Source organism: Aneurinibacillus migulanus, assembly GCF_001274715.1.
Classification (GTDB): Bacteria; Bacillota; Bacilli; order Aneurinibacillales; family Aneurinibacillaceae; genus Aneurinibacillus; species Aneurinibacillus migulanus.
Genome location: NZ_LGUG01000004.1, coordinates 1,868,254 through 1,885,686, shown reverse-complemented (window position 1 = coordinate 1,885,686; position 17,433 = coordinate 1,868,254). Strand labels below are relative to the sequence as shown.

At 40.9% G+C, this 17,433-nt stretch carries 15 protein-coding genes; 6 read left to right on the top strand and 9 right to left on the bottom strand.

Annotated features, from left to right (window positions below; all coding sequences use genetic code 11):
- Positions 1 to 23 precede the first annotated feature (23 nt).
- Both AF333_RS11070 and AF333_RS11065 read right to left on the bottom strand, forming a co-directional pair.
- Positions 24 to 1,952 carry an ABC transporter permease gene (locus AF333_RS11070; RefSeq protein ID WP_043064515.1) on the bottom strand — a complete coding sequence of 643 codons (1,929 nt, stop codon included), beginning with the start codon at positions 1,950 to 1,952 and terminating at the stop codon, positions 24 to 26.
- On the bottom strand, positions 1,939 to 2,724 hold the full coding sequence (locus tag AF333_RS11065; RefSeq protein WP_043064516.1) for an ABC transporter ATP-binding protein: 786 nt from the start codon (positions 2,722 to 2,724) through the stop codon (positions 1,939 to 1,941). The genes AF333_RS11070 and AF333_RS11065 overlap by 14 nt, the downstream gene beginning before the upstream one ends.
- A gap of 224 nt (positions 2,725 to 2,948) precedes the next feature.
- Here AF333_RS11065 and AF333_RS34995 point away from each other — a divergent pair, with 224 nt between their 5' ends.
- Positions 2,949 to 3,128 carry a hypothetical protein gene (locus tag AF333_RS34995; RefSeq protein WP_235496362.1) on the top strand — a complete coding sequence of 60 codons (180 nt, stop codon included), beginning with the start codon at positions 2,949 to 2,951 and terminating at the stop codon, positions 3,126 to 3,128.
- A gap of 48 nt (positions 3,129 to 3,176) precedes the next feature.
- Here AF333_RS34995 and AF333_RS33600 read toward each other — a convergent pair whose 3' ends face one another.
- The 3 genes from AF333_RS33600 to AF333_RS11055 form a co-directional block, all read right to left on the bottom strand.
- The gene (locus AF333_RS33600; RefSeq protein ID WP_158502306.1) at positions 3,177 to 3,332 is read right to left on the bottom strand and encodes a hypothetical protein; all 156 of its coding nucleotides are present in this window, start codon (positions 3,330 to 3,332) and stop codon (positions 3,177 to 3,179) included.
- An 81-nt stretch (positions 3,333 to 3,413) separates the two neighbouring features.
- Positions 3,414 to 4,448, bottom strand: coding sequence for a sensor histidine kinase (locus AF333_RS11060; protein ID WP_043064517.1), 1,035 nt, complete (start codon positions 4,446 to 4,448; stop codon positions 3,414 to 3,416).
- 17 nt (positions 4,449 to 4,465) lie between these two features.
- On the bottom strand, positions 4,466 to 5,149 hold the full coding sequence (locus AF333_RS11055) for a response regulator transcription factor (RefSeq protein WP_043064518.1): 684 nt from the start codon (positions 5,147 to 5,149) through the stop codon (positions 4,466 to 4,468).
- 372 nt (positions 5,150 to 5,521) lie between these two features.
- On the opposite strand from AF333_RS11055, the gene AF333_RS11050 reads away from it, so the two are divergent.
- Both AF333_RS11050 and AF333_RS11045 read left to right on the top strand, forming a co-directional pair.
- Positions 5,522 to 6,346: an AraC family ligand binding domain-containing protein gene (locus tag AF333_RS11050; RefSeq protein WP_043064519.1), complete on the top strand. Its 825-nt coding sequence runs from the start codon at positions 5,522 to 5,524 to the stop codon at positions 6,344 to 6,346.
- 24 nt (positions 6,347 to 6,370) lie between these two features.
- On the top strand, positions 6,371 to 7,321 hold the full coding sequence (locus tag AF333_RS11045; protein WP_043064520.1) for a DMT family transporter: 951 nt from the start codon (positions 6,371 to 6,373) through the stop codon (positions 7,319 to 7,321).
- 84 nt (positions 7,322 to 7,405) lie between these two features.
- Here the strand turns inward: AF333_RS11045 and AF333_RS11040 are convergent, their stop codons facing one another.
- A complete protein-coding gene (locus AF333_RS11040; protein WP_043064521.1) occupies positions 7,406 to 8,485 on the bottom strand; it encodes a hypothetical protein in 1,080 nt (359 codons plus the stop codon).
- 1,263 nt (positions 8,486 to 9,748) lie between these two features.
- A complete protein-coding gene (locus AF333_RS11030) occupies positions 9,749 to 10,462 on the bottom strand; it encodes a helix-turn-helix transcriptional regulator (protein ID WP_043064523.1) in 714 nt (237 codons plus the stop codon).
- A gap of 534 nt (positions 10,463 to 10,996) precedes the next feature.
- On the opposite strand from AF333_RS11030, the gene AF333_RS11025 reads away from it, so the two are divergent.
- Together AF333_RS11025 and AF333_RS11020 are read left to right on the top strand one after the other, a co-directional pair.
- Positions 10,997 to 11,572 carry a sigma-70 family RNA polymerase sigma factor gene (locus tag AF333_RS11025; protein WP_043064524.1) on the top strand — a complete coding sequence of 192 codons (576 nt, stop codon included), beginning with the start codon at positions 10,997 to 10,999 and terminating at the stop codon, positions 11,570 to 11,572.
- Complete coding sequence (locus AF333_RS11020; protein WP_173585719.1) at positions 11,562 to 12,632, top strand: hypothetical protein; 1,071 nt, start codon at positions 11,562 to 11,564, stop codon at positions 12,630 to 12,632. Before AF333_RS11025 ends, AF333_RS11020 begins: the two co-directional genes overlap by 11 nt.
- A 726-nt stretch (positions 12,633 to 13,358) precedes the next feature.
- Here AF333_RS11020 and glmS read toward each other — a convergent pair.
- Together glmS and AF333_RS33595 are read right to left on the bottom strand one after the other, a co-directional pair.
- Entirely contained in the window at positions 13,359 to 15,194 is a 1,836-nt protein-coding gene (gene glmS, locus AF333_RS11015; protein WP_043064525.1) for a glutamine--fructose-6-phosphate transaminase (isomerizing), read from the bottom strand.
- 779 nt (positions 15,195 to 15,973) lie between these two features.
- Positions 15,974 to 16,150: a hypothetical protein gene (locus AF333_RS33595; RefSeq protein WP_158502308.1), complete on the bottom strand. Its 177-nt coding sequence runs from the start codon at positions 16,148 to 16,150 to the stop codon at positions 15,974 to 15,976.
- Between the two features lie 200 nt (positions 16,151 to 16,350).
- Between AF333_RS33595 and AF333_RS11010 the strand changes: the two genes are divergently transcribed.
- Positions 16,351 to 17,388 (top strand): acyltransferase family protein, encoded by a 1,038-nt coding sequence (locus AF333_RS11010; RefSeq protein WP_043064526.1) that lies wholly within the window; start codon positions 16,351 to 16,353, stop codon positions 17,386 to 17,388.
- Positions 17,389 to 17,433: the final 45 nt, after the last annotated feature.

Sequence of the window (17,433 nt, the reverse complement as noted above, 5' to 3'; positions counted from 1 at the left end):
GGTTTCACGCTTTATTTCTGTTCCTACATTGCGTTTTTAACGATTTTTCTGTAATAACCAATTGTTAAAACTGCAAAAACAAAGTAAATCAATGCGTACACACTCATCGCAATCACCGACGGTACGGTGATATCGGATAGGACTAATATCGATGCTGCTTTGACAGCAAATGCGGAATGCAAAAGCCCAATCAAAAGCGGTATAGCGAAGACGAATAGTTGTTTGCGGACAATTCCTCTCATGATGTCTTTTATGTCAAAGCCAAGTTGTCTCAGTATCGTGTAGCTCCTTTTTTCCTGCTCCGCTTCCGTCATCTGCTTGAAATATAGGATACTGCCGGTCGAGATGAGAAAGACGAGACCAAGAAATCCCGAGATGAAAATAAATAATCCATACTTTTGCAGAGAAGCTTCGTATTGACTATAGAAGTCGGGCATAAATTTGTCTTCCTGCACATACTTCGCATACAGTCTAGATGCCTTGGCACGCTCCCTTTTTTCCGGAATCTGGTACGTATCAATACGAACCACTTCATGATCATGAGAAGTTAGCATCTTCTCTCTAAGTTCCTTTACGGTTGACTCTGGTGTTACAAGTTGAAGGCCATATAGATTATAATTTATGACATATTTAGCGTTGAGTCCTGTCAGTTGAAGCGCATCTGTACCACCACTATTTTTCAGTTCGATATCCTGTGGAAATTTCATTTCATCTTCGTTGTTCCTCCCATCGAGATTCACTCGACCATCGTAAGCAACTGCTTCTCCTTTTCCAGGCACTTTAATATCTGCTCCAGCTTCCAGAAGCTGTTCCGCAGGAAGAAAGAGCATCCCATGGTAACCACCGTTCGATTTATTGTTCGGTTCACGGAACCCTCCCATAACCCGCACGGCTTCAATCGGTTTATGAACGAATTTAATACCTTCCTTCTGCAACTCCACGCTGAACGACCTTGCATCCTTCTCACTGTTTTCGAAAATAAAATCGTATGGCAGGTAGATACGGGTATCCTTTTCAGCGGAAAAATAAAGCGAGTAGGTCATCGCGACCATCGTAAGCGTCATCGCCGACAGCACTGTGATTAATGTAAGCGAGTTGGCATTTGCTTTCATTCGGTGCATAAGCGGTGCGAGTGACAAACTGTTCATCAATCCGAGGTGTCCATTTTTGCCCTTTCTGTACTGATAGAAAAGCCAACTAATCGTGACCCGGAACAGAAGATATGTACCCAAAATTGTCGAAAAAAGGACCGAGAGCATGTTAAAAAACAACATGTCGTTAACCATGTGACCTGAAAGTTGATAGCCGTATCCAATGAGCACGATACCGAGTAAAGCAAAGAACGCTGCAACAATGGTTTTCGGCTTTTTAGGATGCTCGCCCTGTTTGTCGGCATTAAACAGTTCAAACAGTGTGTTGTGATAGACCATTCGCAGCATCTGTATCGAAGTGAGCACGATAAGCGCTGCAAACACGATAACTGTTTGAAGTGCAGCTGGAGCGGAGAACGTCACTGCGATAAATCCCTCGAAACTTAGCAGCTTCATAAGAATGAGAAGGAAGAGGCGCGATACAAGAGCGCCGCTGCATATACCCAATAGAAGCGCACCCACACCCAGCAGTACATTTTCGATAATAAGAAAACGTGCCACCCCCTTCCTTGTCAAGCCGATCAATTGATATAACCCGATTTCCCTACTACGGCGTTTCAGAAAGATACTGTTCGCATATACCGTGAATACGGTAACGATAAGAAGCAGCAGAATTCCCGCCACTTGGAACGAAGTGGCGAAGTTAACATCCTTACTCGTCATACGGACAATGGATGAGTCATGCTGTAATGTCGCAAAGACGAAATAAAGGCCGGTGCTGAAAATGAGTGCGAAAAAATAGAGGTAATAGTGCTTAATATTTTTTCGTATACTGCGGATGACAAGTTCAAATAACGACAACGTTGTCACCCCCGAGAACAGCCTGCACATCCATAATGTCTTTGAAAAAGGCCTGCCTCGTTTTGTCGCCGCGGTACAATTCGGAGTAGATCATTCCGTCTTTCAAAAAGATAACGCGGCTGCAATAGCTTGAGGCAACAGGATCATGTGTCACCATCACAATGGTCACGCCACGTTCTTTATTAAGATCTTCCAATGTTCCTAATAACGAGGAAGCTGATTTGGAGTCAAGTGCGCCTGTTGGTTCATCCGCAAATACCATAGATGGCCGATGGATGAGGGCGCGACCAGCGGAAGTCCTCTGTTTTTGACCACCCGATATTTCATGTGGGTATTTATGCGCCAAGTCTTTTATGCCGAGAATATTGGCAATTGTATTGAACTCATCTTCCGCCCCCTTTTTTTTCATTTTCCCAAGGGATATGGGAAGAAGGATGTTTTCCTTTACTGTCAACGTGTCAAGCAGATTATAATCCTGGAAGATGAAACCCAGTTTATCACGACGGAAAGCGGACAGTTCGGCATCTTTCATTTTTGAAATGTCTGTGTCCTCGATGAGAATCATCCCTTCCGTTGGGCGGTCGATGGTAGCAAGGACATTTAGAAGAGTTGTCTTTCCTGAGCCGGATGGTCCCATGATTCCAACAAATTCACCCTCGATAACGCGAAGCTCGATACCTTTCAACACTTGTTGTGCGCTACCTTTCGTCCCATATGATTTACGAACATTCTGAGCATGTAACATTGTTTTTTGCGAATATATTTGATTCATACATAAACCTCCAAGTTTGCTTTAGCCTTATTGTATTGTGTCCAACAGGCTTTGTCGTACGTTTTAGATGACAAATGGGAAAGGCAACGTGACATTATTGTCACATTGGTAAAAGTAAAGGTAAGCATTAAAAGGAATAACCGTAAAATAAAGCGGCCAAAATCATAAAACAAGCAGCCAGGAAAATCCCGACTGCTTGGTAGGCTTATCTATATACATCTGATTTGATACATCGACAAATTCTTGTGGTAGGAGGTAAGAAAAGAAGGAAGGGCGGTGGGCGGGAGCGGTCAGAAAAAGGTACGTTTGCCTTTCTTCTGCTGGAGCGCAGAGCGCATCCAACCTCTTCTTTTTCTGAATCACCTACTTCCAACCACGCTACCCTGTCAAACTATCAAGTGTAATTTATATATAAGGGGAGCTGCCAACATTTTCGAACTTATATCATATATTTACTCCTCATATTTATGGAACAAACGTGTTAATGACGATTGATGTCCCAAACCGACTTGAATGCTACAACCATGACGGGCATATGAATGAGAATAATTGTCTAGATGACCTGTATAAGGTTTTCGCTCTGCAACGATTTCTTTAATTGTTTCCATTAGTATGACACCTGAAACTCTATAGATTTAGATTTAAATAAACATCATCAAAGATGAGCAACCCAAGTACGAGGGATATTTTTACGTTAGTAATTCTGTTCGGATGGATTCGAAGTCATTTTGTGTTATGAACATCATACGCATAACTGTTCCTTTTGTTGGTTCGGATTGTACTTCGAGTGTAATCCCAATTTTGGCGGCAACGGTCTGCGCAAGATACAACCCAAGTCCGGTCGCTGCATTTTGAAGTCTTCCGTTTCCACCTGTGAACCCTTTATCAAAAATGCGCGGCAGGTCATGTGCTGGGATTCCAGGCCCTTCGTCCTTAATCATCAGTATGACATTGCCGGTTTGCATGATTTCAGTCGAAATAACGATTGTTCCGCCATCCGGACTGTATTTCACAGCGTTAGTCAATAATTGTCGGATGATGAACTGACACCATTTGCTGTCCGTTATGACCTTTGTATCTTCCCCTTCGAATTCGACCGCAATGTTGTTCTCCACGCACCACGAGGCCAATTCACGAACTTCTTTCGCTGCAAGCTGCTGAATAGCTGTTTCTTCCAAAATATAATCCGACTCTAGGAAAGGCAGACGCGAAATGTACAGTTGCCTGTCGATAAGCAAATAGATCCGTAGCCATTCTGCTTCGATTTCTCGCATAACCGGATCACTACGATGAGCATCGATTGTCAGTTTCATGGCTGTGAGGGGTGCTTTTACTTCGTGCACCCAGGAGGCAGTGTAATCATTTTCAATTAGATGTGCCCTTTTACAGTCAGACAGCTTTTGTCTAAAAAAAATCGCCACCGTACGTAATACTTCACTCGTCACCTCATCCCGTAAATACTCGGGTCTCGGCAATGTTTCTAGCCAATCGTCATTCATTTCTTCGGTGATTGCAACAAGCGCTATTGTATATTTCGTTTCTTTTCTATATCGCCAAATAAAGAAGCATATAAAGGAAAGAAGAAAAAGGACGTTCAAATAAACGATAGAGCCAATTTTTATAGATATTCCTTTATCAAGCAAAATAAGTAAGTCGGTGAAACCGAGCAACATCATAAACAATAGAATCCAACTTTTCATACTACTAACATAGCGTATAAACACCCCTTTTATGTGCCCCCCTATAAAGTGATTGCCATATAGCCCAATCCTTTTTTTGTAACGATTGCTTCTTCCAATTGGAGGATTGCTAGCTTCTGGCGCAATCGTGTTATATTCGCCGTCAGTGTATTGTCATTGACGAAGTGTTCATCTTCCCATAGCTTTCGTATGAGATCATGGCGTGGTAGAATCTCATTCTTCGCCTTGACGAGGACAGCAAGAATGAAAAATTCGTTTTTCGTCAATTCGACCTCTTTTCCATCCTTACGGATTACGCCACGTTTCATATCGATGAGTGCACTATTCCATTCGATAATATCGGCCGTCTCTTCTCCGTAGGCATATGTGCGACGAAGAATGGCCTGAATTTTAGCAAGCAATACATCCATGTTGAACGGTTTCTGAATGTAGTCATCCGCTCCCATATTCATTGCCATAACCATATCCATCGGGTGATCCCTAGAAGATAGAAAAAGAATGGGTACCTTCGATACTGCACGAATCTCGCGACACCAGTGAAAGCCGTCATACTTTGGGAGTTGAATATCCAAGATGACAAGATGAGGTTGTTCATTCAAAAAAGACCCCAATACATCATGGAAATTATCCGGTCCTGTAACATGGAGAGACCATTTCTCTAGCCTTTCCTTTAGCAAATCAAATATGGAAGTATCGTCTTCAACAATGAAAATGTTCATATCCATTCCAATAACACTCCCTTTCCTAAAATATTTTAAATGAAAAGAATAGGAGAAACAATTCATGTCAGGGTGAGAAGTAATTGCTCTGAAATCAACATTTTTTACGTTTATCTAAGGGAGTCGGAAGCTCCTCGAGATTTCCCTGAAAGAACGTTCAAACTCATAAATACGTGACATTGTCCTGGACTTGAACTGTAACCCGAATTTAACAATATTTTTTATTAATCTGACCAGGTAGGGCGTTTTAAAATAAAAAATGGGCGTAGCAGTCTTTATAATTGCCACGCCCATTTTTTATTTAGTCAATATCGTACAATAGAAGTTAAAAAATATGTGCTACACTTACTTTCATAATAGCGAAAAGAGGTTGTTCATATGGTACAAGAAGAAAGAACGGTTCGCTTCGATCATGATTTACAAATTGAAGCCTACCATTTTCATGGAATCATGCAAAAATTCCCAAATCACTTCCATGAATACTATGTAATTGGGTTTATAGAAAATGGACAAAGACGATTATCTTGCAAAAACAAAGAGTATGTCATAGGTACAGGTGATCTAATATTTTTTAATCCCCTAGATAACCATGCTTGTGAACAGATTGACAACAAAACTTTAGCTTATCGTTGTTTGAATATTAAGCCTGAAATTATGCGAAAAGTGACAAAAGAGATTACCGGAACAGATTATCTTCCTCATTTCACGAATCCAGTTGCTTATCGAAGTGAACAAACAAGTTTATTACATAATCTTCATGAGATGATTATGAACGAATCACCCAATTTTAAGAAGGAAGAAACATTTTATTTCCTTATTGAACAATTAATTGAAGAATATGCCGAGACACCCAAAGAAACAGAAGATGGAGTGAACGAACAAAAAATCAGAAATATCTGTCAGCACCTAGAAGCACATTATAAAGAGCGTATTACTTTAGATGATTTAGCAAGAATTTCAAATATGAATAAATATTCTTTGTTGCGTTCATTTACCCGATTTCGAGGAATTACCCCATATCGGTATCTGCAAACGGTACGTATCAATGAAGCAAAGAAGCTATTGGAACAAGGAGTGAAACCGTTAGATGCCGCCCTGCAAAGCGGTTTTGTGGATCAAAGTCATTTTAGCCATTTCTTTATGGAGTTTATCGGACTGACACCTGGACAGTACCAAAATATTTTTATTCACCATGTTAAATAATCAACTACAGGAAAGGATGAGATAATGAAAAACAAAAATACTGCTGGTCATTTATCAGCACTTATCACCATTTTGATTTGGGGTACAACATTTATTGCTACAAAAATTTTATTAAATAATTTTTCTCCTATTGATATCCTATTTTTTCGTTTTGTAATAGGATTTATTGTGTTAATAGTTGTATACCCATACCGACTGAAAGTAACCAATAAAAAACATGAGCTCACTTTTGCATGTGCTGGTTTATGTGGCGTCACTTTGTATTACCTTTTAGAAAACATCGCCTTAACTTTTACAATGGCTTCTAATGTAGGAATAATAAGTTCCGTTGTACCATTTTTTACAGTTATTCTTACGTATCTATTTTTAAAAGAGGAACCATTACGGATCAATTTTTTCATTGGATTTGTTATTGCAATTACCGGTATCTTCCTCATCAGCTTTAACGGAACTTCAAATTTCCACCTAAACCCATTAGGAGATTTATTAGCCATATTGGCTACTCTAATCTGGGCTATTTATGCTGTATTGACTAGAAAAATCAGTAATTACGGATATCATACGATCCAAACAACAAAAAGAGTGTTTTTTTATGGAATTTTATTTATGCTCCCTGCTTTATTTCTGTTTGACTTTCAATTGAAACTGGAACGTTTTGCAAATCCCGTTTCCTTATTCAATATATTATTCTTGGGTCTTGGTGCTTCTGCTCTTTGTTTTATTACATGGAATTATGCCGTTAAAGTGTTGGGGGCCGTTAAAACTAGCGTCTATATTTACGTGGTTCCCATCGTTACACTATTTACTTCTATCATTGTTTTACATGAACAAATAACATATCTGACTGCCTCCGGGACAATTCTTACATTAGCCGGGCTTTTTATCTCAGAAAGTAAAATTAATTTAAAGAAAAAAGGGGAATTAGCAAATGAATATACCCAAAAAATCGCTTCATGCACTAAAAATGACTTGTAGCACCTTGGCATTACTCTTATGGAGAAAAAAAGAGTATTATTTCATGAATAACAATAAGGAAGTCCACAACAATAAAGGAGTTTCTTAGATATTAATTTTGCCGTTGCTTGCCCAGGCCTGCAATTCCAACTCTTGCTTCATCCCCATTTCCATTCTCATTCTTAATTGCGTGTACTTCTCCAACAGCGGATGACCGTATCCTAAGTAACTGCTGATTCTTCCTGTTACTGAGTCATCCTCATGTTCATTACTCCACTGAAACAAATCCTGGTAGAGGCTGGTTATCCGCTCTTGATTGAGCGGGGCAAACCTTACCGGATTTGGATCACCAATTAGCTTCAATTCCAGCAAATCGTGCAGTACATGAAGCCTGTGTTCCATCGTCCGTTTGTCCGGGATGCAGTCTGCTTGTTCTTGAACAACAGGTGTCTGATCCTTGAGAGCCGAGATGAGTTCGCTGAACGTCAGCTCAACCATTTGCATGGCCATATAGCCCCACCAATAGCTTCCCGTACCAGTACTGTACATTTCCCAAAATGGTTCCATTAATATATATTTTATTTGTTCTTTTTGCGTACGTCCAAACATGGAAATGCCCAGGATCAGCCCGGCATTACAATCCGTTGACGCCTGTTCTCCCCACGCAAGCAGCCTGGGAACGATCTGTTCATTTGTAAATTTAAAACTCAGAGCTGGTAAAAATTCAGGAAAAAGCGGCTGTCCGTATACCTTTTCCAACTCACTTTCCAACCTCTCCTGATACGATTCACAAGGAAGATGCAGCAGTCCCAAGCAGGTATCTTTGGATAGGTACCAGTCGTTTGCACAAATGCAATCCACCATATAATCGATGTATTTCTCATACCCCATATACCCCAGTACATGTAAAACTTCGCTTGGCATGCCTTCCTTGAGTTGTCCTTGATCGAAGCAAAAATGATCTACTTCCTCAGCCAGTGCCAAGTCTCCGCATCTCATAACAGAATCAAGCAATAGCGTACGCCTATAATCAGAGGGCTGCTCTGTGAAGATATGAAATAAAGCCGCTGCATCCTCCTTGTCTCCGTACATTGATATTATGCGGCAATAAGATATAAGAATGCTGGCATCTATCCTTGGATCAGACCTTAACAATTGTACAAGCTTTTCTGTGGTTTGAATCATCTTTACACTCCTGTTTTCATAACATTATACTTGCTCAGTTACACTCCGTACTCATGTTTAGGTGCAGGAATTGTCATGACAGCCGATATGGAGAGTCTCTTCTTGCATTAGACTAACCAACTTTAGAGTGTTGGTTTAAAACAACCGGACTAAGATTACCAAACCTTTGAATATCAGAAATGTAATCGAATCTATTCTTTCCGCCGAGATGCAAGTTCCCCCATGAAGCGAGCTCCCTCGTGCTAACATAGAGATTACGATCACTACCTTCATTTGATTCAAGTCTCAAAGTAGGATAGCTATTAGGATCATTTATGTCACAAACTAGGGTTTCTTTACCTTCGGTTCTCCACTCCGTTTGAGTCATTCCTAAAGGTTTAAACACTCGTTCACTAATGATTTCGAAACAGTTTTTCCTGTTGCATTCTTAATAATCGCTGCCAATACCTCAGTTTTTTCCCCTCAAATAATATACCCTTTTCAAATTTACATACTACGCTATTACCTTGAAATTATAAGCCCGTTGTCCTTGTAACTAAATGTCTTATTGTTGTATTACCGAGAATTTTACTGTCGTAATTCATAACATACCTGCTAATTGGATCATCAAGGCTTTTGATTGCGCCATCATTTATAGCGATAGCAGTAGCAAGACCAACCTATGTAACCCTTGTTAAATAAACATTAAACTGGGAAAGTTCATCTTCCTTCCTGGCACCCTTATGAAAATGGTGAAATCCAGAATATCATTCATGTACGATTCTGTTGTCTTTTATAACACATATTGCTGCTGATGCAGAAATACGCTCTTTAATCTCATTTATATACCGATCCAGCTCGTTAAAGAAATCCATACTCTTCACCTCTGAATCAGAATATTGGTTCGTATATAATAATAGCGTCTTTATTTATTTCTGAAAAAGCTATCGAGTAACTAATCTCCCCGTTAGCTGATGCCGTTGCCAGTCTACAACTTTATTTTCACAGTTGTCTATAAGAATTCAACAAATTTCTTAACTTTATGGATGTGTGGTGAGACCCTACCTTCTTTTGAGTTAGAAAGTACTATACTTATAGGGTGGATGGCTATGTTTCCTGAAAGTAGTAATCCAGTTATTACAAATACTGTTGCTGTAACATCAAAAATAGTAATAGATTCGTTTAAAAAAATAGCAGCTACTATATATCCAAAAATTGGAGTCATAAATAACCAGTTGTTAGCCCTCACTGCGTCCTGTTTTAACAGGTAAAACCAAAGCAACATTATTTATACTTTGTTCGAAATTGGCTTGGTGTTATTTCCTCATATTTTTGGAATAAACGTGTTAAGGAAGATTGATGTTCTAAACCTACTTGAATAGCAATGTGTAAAATAGGCAAATCTGTATCACGAAGCAATTCTTTTGCTTTATTTAAACGCACTTCCCGTATATATGCAGAAGGGGATTTTCCAGTTTTTTCTAAAAACCATTCCGAATAATATGAACGATGGTAATGTTCAAGTGAGGCTAATTTATCTACCGTAATATTCTCATTGTAATGTTCATGAATATACCTAATAGACTTAGGTTGTTGTTCTTGGAGTAAATGATGTGAAATATATGGATAAAGCTCTTTAAGAGCAGGTCCATGTAAAGATTGTTTATCGATTTCATTCAGAATAAGATATCGAATCCCTTTCCATTGATTATTTAATTTATAGGAAATTCCTCTATTCTGTAACTTGCTCTTGGCTAACATAAAATGAGGGATATCTAAAACCAAAAACTCGTTACGTACAACTGCATGAAAAGTATGATCACACTCAGGAGGAACAAAAAATAATGTATGGTGATCTAGTCTAAGGTGTTGTGTTCCTGTCTCTATAAAAAGTTCTCCTTCAAGAGGCAAGATTAGCTGAGCATAACGATGAGAATGAGTGTCTTGAGTAGCTGTATAAGTTCTTCGTTCTGCTACAATTTCTTTAATTGTTTCCATTTTTAATCCCTCCAGTATGAGGTTTGTTTTCTAGAGATTTATATAAATTACACTTCTAGCAGAAGAAAGGCAAACGTGTCTTTTTCCAACCGCTCCCACCCACCGCCCTTCCTTCTTTTCTTCCCTCTCACCACGAGAATTTGTCGATGTATCAAATCAGATGTATATATATAGGTTGCTTTTTTTGCGTAGTAGAGACACCGGATAACTCCCTTCTGTTAATAATGCAAATGTGTAAATAATTCAAGATGCCTATATATGCTATATAAAAACACCTATGAAAGCTATGATATGAGCATGATGTACAAGACGGTCGATCAAGACAGCGGTGTCCAGTAATTCCTTCTGAAATCGTGGAAGGTTGCCAGCGTGAAGCTTGGTTTGTAAAATGAAAAACCACTCTGCTACCCGATAAAACCTCACTTTTTCCCCTGTTTACACGCCTCCACACCAAAAAAAAAATAAAGAACCGAACTTTTTTTCGACAGAGAGACAATATAGTGTGTAAGCTACTTACTCAGGAGGGCCCTCTGAATGCAAAGTGAATATATGTACCAATTACTCACAAAAATGATAGAAGGAGATCAACAGGCGTTTCAAACGATGTATGAGGCCACCTATCGGGATGTCTACCGGACGGTCTCCTTTCTGGTGGATCATCAGCAGGATCGGGAAGATGTCATGAACGAAATCTATATGCAAATGTGGACCTCACTTGCCAACTACGATACGAACCGTCCTTTCCACTTCTGGCTACACGGCTTGGTAATCCGCCAAGTGCAAAGATTTCGGGTCAAGAACTGGAGGAGATTCCGAATTTTTGAACGCATCCGTATCTTCTCTCGGGAAGATCATCATTGGGATCACCCCACTGTGATGACGGAGGGGACTAACCAAGAGATATCGCAGGCAATCCAAAAACTGACCGACAAACAGCGAACGGTGATTATCCTCCGCTTTTTTCACGACTATACTCTTGAGGAAATCGCGACATTGCTCGGTATTCCGCTGGGTACAGTCAAGTCCAGATATCATGCTGCCCTTCAGGCGCTTCGAAAAAACTTATGGAATCTCCCCCTGGAAAGGATGGAAAAGATCAATGACTATTGAACGCAAAATCCGTGAACATCTGCACAAAGAGGCAGAAACTATGGAGTGCCCTTCGGCCATTTCCAAACGAATAGAACAATCTTATTCTCAATATTTGCAACGAAAAAGGAGCGAAATAACCATGAAAAAACGATTAATTGGTGGAATAGTTGCTGCTGCGATTTTGATTCCAACCGCAGTATTTGCGGCCCCTTCCCTGATTGAAATGCTTACTAGAACACCAATGACCACTGAACAAGTCAAGGTGGATGAGGTTGGCAAAGCAACACTTGAGAAGCTGTATAGCGCATTTCCCGAAACAAAATCGTTTGAGATTATCGATGCAAGCCACCTTGGAGGAGACCCCACTAATTCAACCAAAATGAAAGCGATCCAAATAAGCATCGTACTGCAGGAAAAAGGAGGAACAGGCAAAAAGATTAGACTTGATACTAACGGTATTACGGGTGAGATTGAACACGTGAATCAAGAGAATTGGGAGCCTAAGGAGAAGCCAATCATTTCTTTAACCGATCAAGAAATCAAGGCGAAGGTAGATTATCTCATTGATAAAATGTATGGCAACATTGATAAGTACGAGTTTAGTATGGAGCAAATGGAGAATCCGAATCAAAAAACGTTTATGTTGAATTACACCGAAAAGGGATCAAAAACACCGTTCTACCAGGTATTTGTTCAGGGCAATACAATAAGTGTTTCCCTGATCGGAGGTGGGCCTACATCTTCAGTAGAAGGTTTTTTCTCTACAAATGGTAAGCCTGATTATACTGCTGATTCCTTTTTAAACGATGAAAAACTGTTTTCTTTACTAAAAATTAGCCCAACAGAATTAAAACTAGAATTAGCAAAAGGTAAATCTGTTGTGGAGATTGCAGCATCTAAAAATGTCTCTAAACAACAAGTGATTGATGTGATTGCAAATACACAGGCTGAAGGACAAATTCAAGCTGAACAAAATGGAGAAATTCCTAAAAACAATCATTCAAAGGAACAAATGAAAAAAGCTCTTGAACCAAAAGTATTACAAGTTATTGAACACAAAACTGAAACACCATGGTAGAAATAACAAGTCAAGGTGGATGAGGTTGGCAAAGCAACACTTGAGAAGCTGTATAGCGCGTTTCCCGAAACAAAATCGTTTGAGATTATCGATGCAAGCCACCTTGGAGGAGACCCCACTAATCATGGCGTGGGCAACTACAATCGCTGCTCTTTTTCTACCTTTTCGTGCTAATGTTCGCCGATATAATGCACCGACGTAGTTTTTGAAAGCACCAACTGAATGAGCTGCTTCTGTTAATGCAGATTTTAAATATTTATTGCCTTTTTTGATTTCGTCGATTTCCGTTTACCTGTACTAACGGGTATCGATAGTTCAATAAAAACAGCGTAGTCTAGGACTTTATTTTCTTGTCCCAGACTACGCTGTTTCGATTTTTTAGATGAGACTAATACTATTTTTGCGGGTGGTGCCATCGATGCTGGTACTACCCCATTTTATGATAAATAAGAAGAATCCATTTTGAAAAAAAGATTGATCAAAATGGATTCTTCCGTGGATAGGTAGATATCATCAACATAATACCTTGCAACACAGATGAAAAATATAATGACCGTTCAATTTCTTAGATAAAAGAGATACTAAACCTGTTAATAAAGAAAAAAGCCTTGAAATTCCTTTAAAATAAAGGATACAAGACCTTTCCCTTGTGATATTCTTAGCTTGAAACCATGTGACAAAATTAGATAAAATCAACAACATGAACAATTTTTGGGTATATCTTATCTATTCAACCGTCAAACTTTTCGCTAGGTTACGGGGCCTGTCTACGGCGTGACCGCGCACCTTGCCAGAATAATAAGCCAGAAGCTGCAGCGGAATCGCAGCCAAAATTGGCATCAGTAACGGATGCGTATCCGGAATATACATGACTTCATCCACTTCCTCCGCCAGCAAATCGTCACCAACACGAGTAATACCGACAACGAAGGCATCACGCGCTTTTACTTCCTTAATATTGCTGATCGTCTTGTCAAACACGCGCTGCTGGGTCGCCAGGGCAATCACCGGAACGCCTGGCGTGATGAGTGCCATCGTGCCATGCTTCATTTCGCCCGCAGCATAGGCGTCTGCATGAATGTACGCCACTTCTTGTATCTTTAACGCACCTTCAAGCGCCAATACATAATCAAGACCTCGTCCTATCAAAAATAAGTGCTCCTGATCGTCGATTAACTGGGCGAATTGATCAATCGCATCGTGTGTCATAACCAGCGTCGAGTCTACATCGCGTGGCAAACGGTTCAGCGCCATCAACAACTTCTCTCGCTGCTCCTCATCGCCTGTTTCAAGCTCCTGTGCCATCCAGAGAGACAGGAGCATCAACGCTGCAATTTGTGATGTATAGGCCTTGGTCGAAGCGACCGCCAGCTCCGGTCCCGCTTTCGTCAGCAATGTGCAATCCGCCTTACGGGAAATCGTACTTCCCGCCGTATTCGTAATAGCTAATGTCGGGCAGCCCCATTTCTTTGCCTCACGCAGTGCCGAGAGCGTATCCGCTGTCTCGCCGGATTGGCTTAAAAGGATGACCAATGCCTTTTCATCGAGTCTAGCATGTTCATGGATGAATTCGGATGAATACGATACTTCGACCGGCAGACCAAGTACTTTTTCCAGCGCTTTCTTTCCAATGATGCCGGCATGATTGGACGTACCGCTGGCCACGATATCGATTCTACGTAAAGTCTGCAGTGCTTCCGCCATCCATACCTTCTCCAGTTCAGGCAGTTGTACACCGTCCGGTGTCAGACGATTCGCCAGCGTATCTTCCAGGGCCTTCGGCTGATCGAAAATCTCTTTTAACATGTAGTGCTCATAATCATGCTGAAGCATGTCATATACCGTTTCATCGGCAAGCGAATACGCCGGTTCTACCACCGTGCCGTCCATTTGCTTGAGAGTGACCTTGCCTGGTGTAAGCGTAGCAATCTCACCGTTCTTAATCGGATAAATTTGACGTGTATACGGCAAAAGCGCGGGAATATCCGATGCGAGAAACGCTTCTCTGCGTCCCAGCCCAAGTACGAGTGGATTATCCTGCGAGACCGCAACAATCATATCCGGTTGCGCTTCAGACATAATCGCCAGCGCAAAAGAGCCTTTTAGCATCGGCAGCACTTTCTGTACTGTCGTCTCTAAATCACCTGTATCATATTCTTCGAGCAGATGGGGAATAACCTCCGTATCCGTCTCTGTTTTAAATATATGTCCTTCTTTTGCAAGCATCCGCCTTACCTGCGGATAATTCTCAATAATTCCATTATGTACAACGGTAAAGCGATGATCGCAACCCGTTAAAGGATGGGAGTTCGTTACCGACGGCGTACCATGGGTGGCCCAGCGAGTATGGCCGATACCCAGTGTGCCTTGCTTCACCGGTTCGCGCAGCAGGTGCGTACGCAGGTCTTTCACCCTGCCGACCGTCTTTCTGATCTCAATATGCTGCGTGTCGGATACCGCAATACCAGCTGAATCGTAGCCTCGATAATCCAGTGTATCCAGGCAATCGAGCAGAATTGGAACCGCACTGCGATTCCCCAAAAAACCTACAATACCACTCATGTATGTCCATCCTTTCCTTCTTGCTTGCCCTTTCATTATAACGAATTCGGAAAGGTGAATCCATAAGTTAACTTGTTTTGTGTTAGATATCTTAACATAAGAAGGAAAGGGTGTGAGAGTTCACTTCCTGCCACTTCCCTTCATGTAGAAAATGGCCACTTTCCGGAATGACGACAAGTTCGGAATGAGGGAGTTCTTGATTCAAGCGCTGCAGATGGGCAAGTGGAATGATGCGATCATGGGAGCGAGCATCGCACTCACTTCTTGCTCTGTGATCAAGTCAGGCCGATAATATGCTTCCCGAAGAGCAAAGCGAACGGTATGTTCGGTTAGTATGCGGCGGCGAAGCAACGGTCCAACTAACGGACGATATAGAAGATTTACTTTATTATACTTACAAAAAAACCGTGCCTTCTATGTCATTCAGGCACGATTTCCGCTTATTGCTTTTATGCGCTTGCGTTTTTCTTCAATACATAATAGAGCAAGGCCGGAACAACTCCCAGTAATGCACATACAATTAGAAAAATCATTCCGCTTAGGACAATAATGTTATAATCCATACCGCAGCACTCTCCTTAGGCTAAAATATGTAACTCTATGTAAGAAAGACACCGCAACTGGCAAGAATAAAACACATAGCAGATATATATCCATATTATAGGAGTTCCATATTAATGTCGGGTTACAAATATGTGATCAATGTATGACCGCTGGCTTTTTCTTTTGTTACATGACAACAGGCTTTTTGAAAAACCCCGGGATTTCCGGGGCCAAATCTATTCATGACGCGGGTACTTAGTCTGTGATTCTCCACCTGGCTGCAACTTGTCCATGCGTGTTTCTTGAGTATCCGTGTAACTTGCGAATTCGCTATCCTGTTTACCTGGAGTTGCCTGATTGCTTTGCTGACGCTTGTGATCGAGCGTAGGTGTATACTTTACACGTTTTGACATTATTTCCACCTCCATCTATAGCTTATCCTGTAAATCAGTCCCTATACTTGCCATGTATAAAGTTGAACTTTTATGAAACTTTCTGCTTATTTTTTTCTCTTGTGCTTTAATAGGGGGGATTTTACATTGACATAGTGCTCAATACCCTTATAATCTGTGCATAGATGGTACAAAGGCAACTTTACAATGGAGGAAACGATATGTATTCAGATAAAAGGCTTTTCTCTTCACTATTCTTTGTACAGCTTCTGTCTTCATTCCTTGTCCTTGCCGGCCATTACACTGCTGATGTTGATGACTTTATCCAGTGGACATTCTGGGAGACGGCGCTGAACCAGATTAGCCGCTACGGCACGGTTTTTTTGGCGATTATTACCGGTTTTTTCACGGCTCATAGCCTAAACGGCAAAAGCGTATCAGGCAAACGCTTCTTCAAAGGAAAAATGAAGTATATTTATATACCGTTCCTGCTATCGAGTATTCTGTATTTCTTCATCCTGCGCAAAGATATACCACTACAGGTGGCGGATTGGAAAGATGTGCTTACCGGTCAAACCGCAGGCCACTTATATTTTATTTTTATGCTATGCCAGTATTACGTATTCGCATATGCATTCCACCGCCTTCTTACAAAGCGTACGGTTGCATTTTTCAGCGTGTTCTTCCTTGTTATACAGTATGCGTATATTAATATCGTAGCTCATGGATGGCTTGGATTAGGAGTGCGTCACTTTTTGCCGACATGGATTTTCACAATTTACCTGGGTCATCTACTGTATTGGTACCGGGAAACGATTTTTACGTTCCTTGAACGCCAGAAAACGATTCTGGTCGGATTATTGGCTCTGTCCGGATTAAGTATGATCTACTTTATCCTTTCGTCTAAGCTGTACACAGCCAACCATCTGACTTTTGTGCTGGCAACGTTCGTGCTGCTCGTATCAGGTGCTGCCCTATTGCATTATGTTATTGATGCACTGCATCTTCGCTTTCAGAAAGGGCTTACATTCTATATCTATCTGCTTCATCCGGCATTCATTGTGTATGGGAACCGGATTATGAATGAGAATTTTACGATTGAATGGATTTTCCATAACAAGCTTGCTTCGACGCTATATCTGTTAGCCATTTATGTAGCTACGTTTGCGGCCTCCCTATTGTGTGCTCTTATTATTAATCGAGGCTTCGATTGGCTAACAAGTGACCAAAAGCGCAAACAGGCGCCTAACAATGCCTAAGAATATGAAAATACAAGAACCCCTTCTGCGATAGTGCAGAAGGGG